The sequence below is a fragment of the Weizmannia sp. FSL K6-3076 genome (genome assembly GCF_038007245.1).
Lineage (GTDB): Bacteria > Bacillota > Bacilli > Bacillales > Bacillaceae_C > Weizmannia > Weizmannia faecalis.
Genome location: NZ_JBBOWU010000001.1, coordinates 818,442 through 830,158, shown reverse-complemented (window position 1 = coordinate 830,158; position 11,717 = coordinate 818,442). Strand labels below are relative to the sequence as shown.

At 43.3% G+C, this 11,717-nt stretch carries 12 protein-coding genes; 4 read left to right on the top strand and 8 right to left on the bottom strand.

Annotated features, from left to right (window positions below):
• Nucleotides 1–204 precede the first annotated feature (204 nt).
• The 4 genes from NSS95_RS03650 to NSS95_RS03635 all read left to right on the top strand — a co-directional run bounded on the left by NSS95_RS03650 (nucleotide 205) and on the right by NSS95_RS03635 (nucleotide 3,820).
• Nucleotides 205–1,446 (top strand): MFS transporter, encoded by a 1,242-nt coding sequence (locus tag NSS95_RS03650; protein ID WP_340714045.1) that lies wholly within the window; start codon nucleotides 205–207, stop codon nucleotides 1,444–1,446.
• Complete coding sequence (locus NSS95_RS03645) at nucleotides 1,430–2,206, top strand: sugar phosphate isomerase/epimerase family protein (protein WP_017551644.1); 777 nt, start codon at nucleotides 1,430–1,432, stop codon at nucleotides 2,204–2,206. The genes NSS95_RS03650 and NSS95_RS03645 overlap by 17 nt, the downstream gene beginning before the upstream one ends.
• A gap of 95 nt (nucleotides 2,207–2,301) precedes the next feature.
• Entirely contained in the window at nucleotides 2,302–3,129 is an 828-nt protein-coding gene (locus tag NSS95_RS03640; protein WP_017551643.1) for an HAD-IIA family hydrolase, read from the top strand.
• Complete coding sequence (locus NSS95_RS03635; RefSeq protein WP_017551642.1) at nucleotides 3,122–3,820, top strand: MgtC/SapB family protein; 699 nt, start codon at nucleotides 3,122–3,124, stop codon at nucleotides 3,818–3,820. The genes NSS95_RS03640 and NSS95_RS03635 overlap by 8 nt, the downstream gene beginning before the upstream one ends.
• A gap of 40 nt (nucleotides 3,821–3,860) precedes the next feature.
• Here the strand turns inward: NSS95_RS03635 and NSS95_RS03630 are convergent, their stop codons facing one another.
• From NSS95_RS03630 to flgL, 8 genes are all read right to left on the bottom strand, one after another.
• Nucleotides 3,861–4,424 carry a glycerol-3-phosphate responsive antiterminator gene (locus NSS95_RS03630; protein ID WP_017551641.1) on the bottom strand — a complete coding sequence of 188 codons (564 nt, stop codon included), beginning with the start codon at nucleotides 4,422–4,424 and terminating at the stop codon, nucleotides 3,861–3,863.
• A 442-nt stretch (nucleotides 4,425–4,866) separates the two neighbouring features.
• Nucleotides 4,867–6,111, bottom strand: coding sequence for a flagellin N-terminal helical domain-containing protein (locus NSS95_RS03625; protein WP_017551640.1), 1,245 nt, complete (start codon nucleotides 6,109–6,111; stop codon nucleotides 4,867–4,869).
• 282 nt (nucleotides 6,112–6,393) lie between these two features.
• Entirely contained in the window at nucleotides 6,394–7,527 is a 1,134-nt protein-coding gene (locus tag NSS95_RS03620) for an SEC-C metal-binding domain-containing protein (protein WP_035316887.1), read from the bottom strand.
• 433 nt (nucleotides 7,528–7,960) lie between these two features.
• A complete protein-coding gene (locus NSS95_RS03615) occupies nucleotides 7,961–9,376 on the bottom strand; it encodes an ISLre2-like element ISBco6 family transposase (RefSeq protein WP_048339795.1) in 1,416 nt (471 codons plus the stop codon).
• A gap of 201 nt (nucleotides 9,377–9,577) precedes the next feature.
• Nucleotides 9,578–9,916: a type VII toxin-antitoxin system MntA family adenylyltransferase antitoxin gene (gene mntA / locus NSS95_RS03610; protein WP_043052582.1), complete on the bottom strand. Its 339-nt coding sequence runs from the start codon at nucleotides 9,914–9,916 to the stop codon at nucleotides 9,578–9,580.
• On the bottom strand, nucleotides 9,909–10,163 hold the full coding sequence (csrA, locus tag NSS95_RS03605) for a carbon storage regulator CsrA (RefSeq protein ID WP_017551637.1): 255 nt from the start codon (nucleotides 10,161–10,163) through the stop codon (nucleotides 9,909–9,911). Before csrA ends, mntA begins: the two co-directional genes overlap by 8 nt.
• Before the next feature lie 4 nt (nucleotides 10,164–10,167).
• The gene (fliW, locus tag NSS95_RS03600) at nucleotides 10,168–10,617 is read right to left on the bottom strand and encodes a flagellar assembly protein FliW (RefSeq protein WP_014095887.1); all 450 of its coding nucleotides are present in this window, start codon (nucleotides 10,615–10,617) and stop codon (nucleotides 10,168–10,170) included.
• Nucleotides 10,618–10,822: 205 nt separating this feature from the next.
• Complete coding sequence (gene flgL / locus NSS95_RS03595; protein ID WP_013858614.1) at nucleotides 10,823–11,716, bottom strand: flagellar hook-associated protein FlgL; 894 nt, start codon at nucleotides 11,714–11,716, stop codon at nucleotides 10,823–10,825.
• Between the last annotated feature and the right edge of the window lies 1 nt (nucleotide 11,717).

Below are 11,717 nucleotides of genomic sequence, written 5' to 3'. Positions count from 1 at the left end.
CCATAGCCAAAAACATGACAAATGTTTTTTTTTGGCTATGGCTTTTATTTTTCGGCAGGATTATACGGAAAAGAAAGGGAGAGAAAAATGAGTTTTGAGCATTTAGACTCGCCATAGTTAAAGCGCTTCCAAAGGAAAGTCACACTTTTGTCTGCCGGCGGTACTTTTTTGGATGGCTTTGATTTAACGGTAATTGCTGTTGCCATGCCGCTGATCCTTGATCACTGGGAATTCGGGCCGGGCATGCAGGGACTGATTACTTCCTCAGCTGTCATTGGCTCTTTTATCGGAGCAATCTGGCTGGGGAATTTAACAGATAAGTATGGACGGAAAGCCATGTACGTGGTTGATTTGTTGGCATTTGTCGTTTTTGCGACACTTACGGCGTTTGCCCAGGCACCTTGGCAACTGGCCCTCTTCAGATTTTTACTTGGTATAGGGATCGGGGCAGACTATCCGATTTCCGCTACGCTTGTATCCGAATTCAGTGCGACGCAAAGCCGGGGAAGGCACAGTACATCACTCGGCGCCATGTGGTTTGTCGGAGCGGTTGTTGCCTATCTGGTTGGCATACTGCTTGTCCCACTCGGCGAAAATGCGTGGCGTTACATGTTACTTACTGGCGCCATTTTTGCTCTCATTGTCTTCTTTTTCCGTGTAACGCTTCCGGAATCACCACGATGGCTTACTGCAAGGGGGCGTGAAAAAGAAGCAGAAGAAATTATGCTGAAAATTACCGGACAGAAAGTCAAAATTCAGCCAAATATGAAGCCAAAACAAAAGATTAGCAGCCTTTTCACGAAAGGACTTTTCCGTCGCACTTTCTTTGTTTGCGGATTCTGGTTTTGCTATGCCGTTGCCTATTACGGAATTTCCATGTATACACCGACCATTCTAAAACCATTTACTCACGGATCGCAAATGATGGTATATATTGGTTCCGGAACGGTTAGTTTGTTGGGCTTAATCGGAGCAATTATCGGGATGAATTTGGTTGAAAGAATTGGCAGAAGGCCGTTGATCATTACTTCTTTTACCGGCTTATCCATTGCATTAATCATTTTAGCACTGAACCCTTCTCCGACAATGGCTTTTCTTGTCATCTTATTCAGTTTTGCCGTACTATTTGCCAACATGGGTGGCGGCATTCTTAATTTTGTATATCCAACTGAGTTATTTCCAACCGGCATTCGTGCAAGCGCTTCCGGATTGGCAACTGCCGTCAGCCGGATTGGTTCAATCATGGGCATTTTGGTATTCCCAAACCTTGTTGTGGCATGGGGTAACAGCAAAGCCCTCTGGTTTTTTGCCGCCGCCGGATTGCTGGGACTTCTTATCTCGGCTATTTTAGCACCGGAAACAAAAGGGAAAAACCTCGAACTTATTAATCAGGAATTTGATGAAAAAAATGCTGAAGCAGGAGGTAAAAATGGAAACTTGGCTTAGTATATGGTCAATCGGGCAGGAGAGCACGCTGGATGATTTTAAAATACTTCAAAAGGCCGGCTTTGACGGCGTTGAAATTTGGGCAGAGCATTTACGGGCAAAAGAAACCTTTGAATATGCCCGGCAAACTGGCTTAAGAACGAGCATTCATCTTCCATTCCATGATTTGAACATTGCCACGCCGGACACGATTATCTATGAAAGGGCGTTTCATGTATTAAATGAATGGATGGATATTTTAGCGGGATACGGAGGCAGCCATGCCGTTTTGCACGGTGGCTATGCCTGGTCCTCTGAAGAACGTGATGAAACGCTGTGTCGTGTTCAAAGCCGGCTCATGAAATTAAATGAAGCGGCACAAAAGCGGGGGATCGTGTTGTTGCTTGAAAATCTAATCCCTGACCGGTTAAATTACTGCCACCATGTTGCTTCTAGCTTAGAAGAATGGACCGGCCTGCTTCAAGCCTGTAATTTGAAGGCATGCCTGGACACGGGACACCTGGCGATCATGGGAAATGAACTGGAAGAGACTGTAAAACAGCTTGGTGAATTGTTGGGAGAGATACATGTATCAGAAAATGACGGAAAAGCGGATTTGCATTTGCTGCCGGGGGAAGGGAACCATTATACAGAAAAACTGATTGATATTTTGACAAAGTATCAGTTTACAGGGCCGGTTGTATTCGAAATTAATCCTTATCAATATACTCTAAAAAATATAGCAGATAATATGGCAAAGTTTAGAGAAAAGCAAAAATAACACGGGCAGAGACTTTAGAAACCCCCAGCTGGTAGTAAACCTTTTTCAAGGTTTATTAAACTGGGGGATTTTTCTTTTACTGGGAGGGAAAGCAATTGAAAAAGGGATTTATTTTTGATTTGGACGGAACCATTTATCTCGACAATCAATTAATAAAAGGGAGTGCGGAAACGATTGACTTCTTGCAGAATCGGGGACACCATGTTGTTTTTTTTACCAATAAATCTATTGCCACCAGAACTGATTACGTAAAAAAATTGAACCATTTGGGGATCCGTACCTCACTTGAAGACATTATCAATTCAAACTATGTGACTGCAAGATTTTTAAAGCAAAAAATGAATCCATCAGAGCTTGCCTATGTGATCGGAGAAAAAGCTTTGTATGATGAATTAGAAAAAGAAGGAATTTTAATTACAGAAGATGCTAATCTCGCAAACTATATTGTGCTGGGGTGGGATCGCCAGTTTACTTATGAAAAACTGAAGCAGGCATATATGGCATGGCGAAACAATCATGCTTTGATCATTGCCACCAATCCTGACCGTACATGCCCTACTGCAGAAGGACCGGTTCCGGATTGTGGTGCATTAATTGGAGCATTTGAAGGCGTGAGCGGCATCAAGATTGACCATATTATGGGAAAGCCCTCGAGGTTTGCTACAGATCTTATTGTCAACCATATATTAAAGCTGAAGCCGGAACAATGCTATATTGTCGGTGACCGCCTCGAAACTGACATTCATATGGGAAATGTGTATGGCTTACATACCATTTTGGTTTTAACAGGGATCAGCACGCAACAAACGATCAAAACAACAGGGATACAACCGGAGTACATTCTTGAAAGTGTAAAAGAAATTATGCAAATGTCCGAGATTACGGACTGTAAAGCAGAAAGACGAGGTGCTTTGCATGATTGAATTTTTTCAGTTTGACAGCGAAATGCTCCTAAAACTCGTCATGTCTTCCATACTTGGATTGGCAATCGGGCTTGAACGGGAAATAAAAAGAAAACCACTCGGATTAAAAACAAGTCTTGTGATTTCAATTGTCAGCTGTTTATTGACAATTGTTTCCATCCAGTCTGCTTATTCGTTTCCGCAATCCGATTTTGTCCGTATTCAAATGGATCCTTTAAGGCTCGCTGCCCAGATTGTTTCCGGAATCGGATTTCTTGGGGCGGGCGTAATATTACGGAAAGAAGATGATACCATTTCCGGTTTAACAACGGCTGCCATGGTTTGGGGGGCAGCCGGTATTGGAATTGCCACCGGTTCAGGCTTTTATATGGAAGCAATTGCAGGGGGCGTACTGCTCATCATTAGCGTGGAGATCATTCCGGGATTGATGAAAAAAATTGGTTTTGAAAAGCTGTACGCAAAAGAGATTTCTCTCAATCTTATCTTACAGGACAGCCGTGATATCCAAAAAGTCATTCGCTCCTTAGAAAAACAAGATATGAAAATCATCCAAACCCATATTAAAGATCTGGAACATGCAGCATACCAGCTTGAGTTAAAAATAAAAGTCAGAGAAAAAACGAGCATTGCTTATATTTATAGTGAAATCATTCAAATGAATGAAATCAAGCGGTCGGAAATCAGCGGATAAAAAAAGAAACGGCACAAAAGGCCGTTTCTTTTTTATCAAATTAAATATCAAAATTCCAAAGTGAAGGATCCCCTGTTGAAATCGCCAGTGCACCTGCCTCTAATCCTTGCAAAATATCCTCTTTTGATTCAATTAAACCACCGGCAATAATTGGAAATTTTACCTTTCTTGTCAGCTGGTCGATAATGTTTGGCATCAGACCGGGAAGTACTTCAATGGCATCAGGACTACAGGTTTTACTCGTGTCAATTCCCTTCTGGACAGCGGATTTATCAATGAGAAAGATGCGCTGAATGGTCATTAGTTTTTCATCTTTTGCATATTTAATTAAAGAATGTTTGGTGGTGATAATTCCGGTTGGCTTCCATTTTTGAGCGACAAATTTGACAGCACTCCTTGCATTGGATAACCCTTCAATAAAGTCCATATGTATAAAAATATGCTTTCCGGCCTTTCTTAACTGTTCGAGATAATCTGACGTATTCAGCAAATCCCCTGTTAAGAGAAATACAATATTAGCACGGCTCAAAGCTGCTTTTTCAATATCTTCTTCTTTCTTCACTGAAGCAATGACCTGCGATTGAACAAGATCAACAATATTCAAAATAATTACCCCCTTTTTATAACCATGCTATATGTACTTATTCCTTTAACCTTGCTGGAATTCCTTCATAAAAAACTCTCCTTCAGCCGTCAATAGAAAGAATTGGCAAATACTTCTTACCCCGATTGTGTTCATGGTTTAACGATTTGGGGTGATTTCCATTCGTTATTTTAGCAAATGGCAAAGTGTCTTTTTCCCGTAGCCATTAAAAAAAGGAAAGCATATTTGCCCCAATGCTTTCCTCTTATTTCTATTTTTTCTTCTGGACTGTACTTATCTTTTATACGTGAGATCTTTACCGGTGTAAACAGGTTTTTTCACTTCAATCCAGCAGATGCCGGAAAAACGCCATACGCTTATCAAGAAGTATCATGAAGGGAATCAAATATACACAAAAATATAAAGGAGACCCCGGAAAAGGCCTCCTTTGTGAAATATAAAATTAACGCAACAATTGCAATACTTGCTGTGGTTGTTGATTGGCTTGAGCCAGCATAGCTTGAGCAGCCTGGGCAAGGATCGATTGCTTTGTTTGTTCAGACATTTCTTTCGCCATGTCAACGTCACGAATACGCGATTCAGCAGAAGTCAGGTTTTCTGACGAAGTTGTCAGGTTGTTAACTGTATGGTCTAAACGGTTTTCAAAAGCACCAAGTTTGCCTCTTTCAGCCGATACTTTTTGAATAGCATTGTCAATGACTTTAATCGCTGCATTTGCCTGTGTCTGCGTCGACACTTGCAATCCGCTGACACCTAAGGCTTGGGCACGCATATCATTGATGTCTACTTGTAAATTTTGTCCTCCGTTTGCCCCAATTAAGAAAGTTGCAGAACCGTCGGAACGGACATCTGCTGCTGCTTGCGTTTCTTTAAAAGAAGAAAGGGCGTTGGTTGCAGCTGTTCTGACATTCCCATTTTGGTCTTGGACGGTAATCGTGATGCCTTCAATCGCATCAGCCGTTCCTGCTGCAGCAGCTGCTAATTTCAGAGAGCCGTCTGTGTTAGCAGTAAGTGTTCCCCCTAAATTCGTTCCAATATCCGATAATTTAGTATCAGCTGCCACAGTTACACTATTTGTTGTTGTCGTTCCATTTTTGACATAAGTGACAGTGACTTTGTCCCCAGCCGTAATGCCTAGTGAATTGCCGTCCTTATCTGTAAGATCGGTAAGCAAAGTATCTGTTGTTGCAGCCGCATTCCCATTTCCTTTATCCTTAAAAATGCCGCTTGTATTTTCATTTGCCACAGCAGTCGTAACAGCTTTACCCATTGAACCGTCTAACAGATTTTTTGTGTTAAACTGGGTTGTATTGCCAATCCGGTCAATTTCGCTTTCCAACTGTGACATTTCACTTTGAATGTTTTGCCGGTCATCATCCGTATTTGTATCGTTAGATGATTGTACCGCTAATTCCCGCATACGTTGTAAAATATCATGCGTTTCATTCAGTGCGCCTTCAGCCGTTTGGAGCAAGGAAGTGGCATCCTGCGAATTTTTTGTTGCCTGGTCGAGGCCACGAATTTGCGAACGCATTTTTTCGGAAATGGCAAGGCCTGCTGCATCATCAGCAGCACCGTTGATACGAAGCCCCGAAGACAGTTTTTGCATTGCTTTCGATTGTGCGTTTGTCGCAGCATTTAAGTGGTTCAACGTGTTTAACGCTGCAATGTTGTGATTGATAATCATCTGTTTTTCCTCCTTGAATGTTGTGCACCCACATCCTTGTGGGCGAAATTTATCAACGGGGTTCGAGGTCGGCCGCCCTGTTCCCCCGCTCACTTTATATATCGGATAGCAGGACTTTTGATTTAATAGTTTTGCTGAATTTTTTTCTTTTCTTTCCTGTGGAGGTGGTGTGGGGGGACTGGGGGGAGAGCTGATGTATTGTGGTTATCCGGTGTTTGCAGTAACAGGCACCAAAACAGCAAAATTTCTTTTACTGTTTTGGTGCCTGTTACTGGTTATACCCTACCTCCCACAGCACTTCTTATATTTCTTCCCACTGCCACAGGGACATGGATCGTTTCGGCCGATTTTTCTGGTTGTTACAGGTTTGTTGTTTTCTTTTTTCAACGGGAGGGGATGCAGCGCCTCTTTTTCCTCCTTAAATATTTCGCTTGGCATATAGCCCTTTAAAATCCATTGTCTTGTATGATTATTTAATTGAATTAAAATGTTCATCATCGCTTCTGCAGTTTTGAAGTCGGCGATTTCAACCTGGGTTTGCATGAATTCAAGAAGATTGTTTGTTGATTCGCCCACTTTGATGGCAAAGATACATTCCATGATGATTTGGTCGGTTTCTTTACGGGTAATCCGATAATTGTCAAGAAGGAAGCGCCTGAATGATTTGGTGATTTTATTTTCCGGAACATAGTCAGGTGCGCCTGCTTGGAGTAACTGTGCTTTCGTAAAAGGATAGTAATCCAGGTCTTTTCTGCTGTCCTGCTCTTCTTTAATTTTAAAAGGATCAAATACACGTTGATGTATCAGGCCCTGATATTCCAAGCAAACCACTTTATAAAAATCGTCAGCCTGCCTCATCACGTTGAAAAACTCGATTGGACGAACCGGCTTTTTTGTATATTGTTCGATTTTTTCCAGCATGGTTTGGGAATTCAACACACCATAATAATACAGCATGCCTTGTGTGAGGCGAATCCATTCGGTGTTCCTTTTTAGAATGGATCTCACTTTCATGTCACCTTCTAGTGAAGACAGCGGCTCGATTAAATCTGCCGGCAGAGCGAGTACTTTTTCTCCCTTGTACGTCCCCGTGAAGATAAACCCAAGTGATTGTAAAAACTTGATTTGATAGGTTTCCATGGCAGGAGCAAATATAAAGCCCCCATTGTGGATCATGTTTTGAATCAAGCGAAATAAATGCTCATCTAATTGGCAGAGAATGATTTTCATGAGTATCGGAATATGTTCTTCTAGTACAGCCGTTAAATCCGCTTTTTTTAAGCTGCTTGCATTGCGGATGTTCAACCGTTTTCTGATTTCGTGTAACTCATCTTTTGTATATCGCAAAAGCCCGGCATGCAATGAGAAAGGAAGGGAAATCTCAGACCAAATTTTTTTTGCTTCCTTCTCCCTCATTTTTTCCGTCTCATCATGAATGGTTTCTAATGCTTGCAATAATATTTGTTCATCCGTACGATTATGTTTCAAAGTCGTCACCTCTATCATAACTGTATTATAAATCGATCCCGGGATCAAACACCAAGTGAAAAAGGTATGTGTCAAGTTTTTCTCGACAAGGTTTAAATATCGGGTATTCCAAGACACTCTTTTTGTACACTTTCGGCTACCGTGCTTTACTTGCTCGGTGTAATTTTCGGAAAAGATGTAATATTTCCGTATAAAGATGGATAACGGGGATGTTGAGGCGCGCGAAATTCACTCGCTTTCCGCGGGCGGCCGGCGAGCCTCCTCGCTCGTACCTCGCTGCGGGGTCTCTCCTGGCTCGCTTTTCCCGCAGGAGTCTCGTAAATTTCGCGCGCCTCAACGATCAGTCCCCACTGAGCCAGGCTTAAAACGAAAGCTCTAATATTTTGCTTAAATGTCCCATTGCCGATGAACTGCTTGAATGCAGGGCAACTGATCCGTGCTTTACGCCCACTGACGGGCGTACAGGCTGCTTGAGTAGTTGAGACATCCTGATGGATTGTTTCAAGTTCCGTTGCTTTCTCTCGCTTCTTGAACGGTGTTTCAGATAGGCTTCTCTCAATGTCCCATTGAGTATGCCTTGTTTGATTTTCACCATGGCTTCTGCGCCAAGTTCACTCCAATGCATGCCCCTTTTTTTCATCCTGAAGGAGATATGCCTTTGATTCGATTCCATCGCTCCTAGGCCTCTCGCACCTTCCGGCACGTTTTTCACCCTGTCTCTCCAGTCAAAAATGCGGTCCCAGTTTTTCAAGATATACGAACGGAATTCCTTGATTTTCTTGAGGGCCTTTTTATCCGTCAAGGTGCTTTCGTGCGTATCCAAATATAACGTGAATTGGTCCAGGTCATGCGTTCTAATCGCTTTTCTAATTTGCTCCTTGATCTCGCTCTTTCCGCCCCCAAATGTCCTTATGATGGCTTGTGCAACGTGGTAGGTATCCAGCTGGTTGAGCACCGGAAATTCCGACTGTGAGAATGCTGTTTGAAACCGTTCAGCTGTGTACCCAGCACCTCCATCACTGTTTGTAATGACATGCGCTTTTTCGAGGGAATAGGTGTTGGCAGCTGTGGCTTGGACTTCATCCCAAAATGTCTGAATGTCTTCCGTCGTCATGATGACTGTGGGCTGACGCAGGGAGACCCTTTTTCCATTGGTTTCCCATCCCTCATAGAGAATGGCGTGGTGGACTTCCATACTCTGTTTCTTTTTTAGTCCCCGAACGAATACACCATCTGCTTCAGAAAACAGGTAGTCTACCTTCTTCCCCTCAGGCAGGGAAACAGCTATTTCTAGCTCTTCTACAAGTGCCTTATCGGCTTCCGCCTGAGTTTTCCCTACGTGTTTTACCATGTTCCCTACAGTTGTGTGACTAAGACTCACTGCTGTCCACTCTTTTAAAATATCAGCTACTTCCCGATAGGTGTTCTCACTTGCCAACTCTGCCACCTTTAATTCCACTAACGGGCTGTATCGTTGGTGTGGTACCAGCCCTAACCATTCATCCAGAGGATAATGGGAATTTCCTCTCTTGTCATGCATTAATGAGCGTTTAAAGGTCACACTTCCAAATAGAAACTGAATGTTTCTGTTATCACTCCGGCAGTACACCCAGCCCTCCTCTAACTTCTCCTGTTTAATTATTTTATCTAACTCTTCAAATATTTCCCCAACCCATTGTGTAAAAGCCTTCTGCATCAGAAGTTTAAGCTGTTCTTCAAATTCGATAAGACTCTTTGTATCCTTTAATAATCCAGCAATTATTGATATAATATCCATGGGAAGACCTCTCTCTCTAGATGTTCATCTTGAAGTGTACAATTAGATGATAGAGCGTCTTCCCATTTTTTTCCACTCATATGCCCCGTCGAGTAAAATTTTACACATACGTGAAAAAGGACTGGCACCGCGTTAAGAATTTAAAAGTGGTGTCAGTCCTTTTTTGAGATGTCTGTAAAAAATGGAATGATGTGATGAAGTTTATGGACTTTCTATAAAATTGTCTTTTTCCATCTCATTCGGGATATCGTCATCCTGATACAAAAGCTTGCCATTTTTTAAGATTTCACTTTTCAATTGTTGAGAGGCATCTTCAAACTTAATGATGTCTAAGGAAAGTAAAGTATCCAGCTCGTCTTCCAAGTCCAAAGCAAACAATACCCATTCTTCTTTTGACATTTCCGGCGCCACAATGGCTAAATCAATATCAGACCGGTCTGTGTTATCTCCGACCGCTCTCGAGCCGAAAAGGATAATTTTCTTTACCTTTTCTGTTGAAAGGCCGATTTGAACGAGCTGGTTTTGAATTTTTTTATCCATCATTCTTCTTCTCGCTCCCACTGTCTTTCTTGGATTGGGCAAGCAGGTGGAGCAGGCCTTCGATATTTTTTGCGGCGTTCGCGTTTTCTTCCTGTATGTCCAAGTACACTTCTTTCCGGTGAATTTCAACATGTTTTGGGGCGTTGATGCCGATTTTGACCTGGTCGCCATGGATCGCGGCGATAGTGATTTCAATGTCATCGCCGATTTGGATCGACTCGCCTTTTTTCCGCGATAAAATCAGCATCTTCTCACCCCTTTTCCTTGTCCGGCCCGTCCGCAAAGAGCGGGTGCCTTGTGTGGTAATGCCGGTCGTTTAAAATCAGTTGTTTCGCCTTATGATTCTTTTCGTTCATAATGAGCGGGGCCTGCAAATTGGCTGTTGTTTCCGAAAACGGATCACGGACCGTCAAAATGGCATAAACCCGCACATCTTCCTCTTTTTCAATCGACAGCTGTTCAAGCGTGGCATCATCAATGTTAAATTCATAATCTCGGAAAAACAAAAACGGGCTTGTGACGACAAAAGCGACATAGGGTGACGCCGTTGACTGGAGGACCATGTAAATGCCGTCGTCCAAAAGCGGCAGCAAAACAAAGGATTTCTCATCCGGAAATCCCGGAATCCCGCCTTCAAAATGCCATATAGCTGCATCCTCTATTTCCACTTCACCGTGGTATTTTGTTTGAAGCTTCATCATGTTTAGTGAGGGGTCCCCGACTTTTGCTGCCGGGGAAAACCGCCTTCTCTCCTTTCGATGGGCATATTCTTTTGCGTTTTCTAAACCTTTGGGGGGGCATGCATGTTTCTGCTGCTAACCGGCGTTCCGCTCCTGCCCCGCCCGGTTCAAAAACATTCAGATAAAAAAACGGCACCACCTGGCAAAGCAGGGTGGTGTCCCCGTATTATTTCAAAAAGTCGAGCAATGTCGGCTGGATCACTTGTGCGCCGACTTTTAACGCAGCAATATAGGCGCCGGATGCAACGGAAAAGTCCGTGTACGCCTTATCGATATCCACATCTTCGTTTCCGGCCATGATCTTCGTTGCCGTTGTTTCCTGCTGGGTGACGCGGTCTTTCATCAAATCAAGGCGGTTGCTCCGCGCCCCGGCCTGCGACAGTTCGCTCAGCACATTGTCAATATGGCCGTCAATTTTGCCCAAATAGCTGTCAAAGCCGCTTGCCGATGTGCCGGATTTTAAATCGCTGATTAAATGGTTCAGGTCTTTAAACAGATCATCAGAAAAAGCATTTGCTCCGTTCGCATTGACTTGCAGATAAATGCCATTTGACAGTTCGATTTTTACCGGATTGGTGTTCATGCCGAGGCTGGTTGAGCCGTCAAACGTGCTGATATCGCCACTGATCGGCTTCTCCGTCGTCCGGGTGCCGTTAAAAATATATTTGTCATTGACTTTCGTATTGGCAATATTGACAAGCTGATCGCGAAGTTGTTCCACTTCATCGGCGATCGACTGCCTGTCAGTCGGAGTCTTCGTGTCCGTTGCCCCTTCCACTGTCAGTTCCCGGATCCGCTGCAACACCTGATTGGCTTCATCAAGAGCGTCATTTGTCGATTCAATCCAAGTGCTGGCTTCCGCGAAGTTGTCTTCGTATTGCTTCACCTGGGCGACGGTTCTCCGGTAGGAAATGCCTTTCATCGCGGACAGCGGGTCATCCGAAAGTTTGTTGATCTTTTTGCCGGAAGACAGCTGTTCCTGGTATTTCGCGAGTTTACTATAGCTTGTGTTTAAATTGTTTAAGAAATTATTGGCGAGCATCGATTGGGTTACACGCATC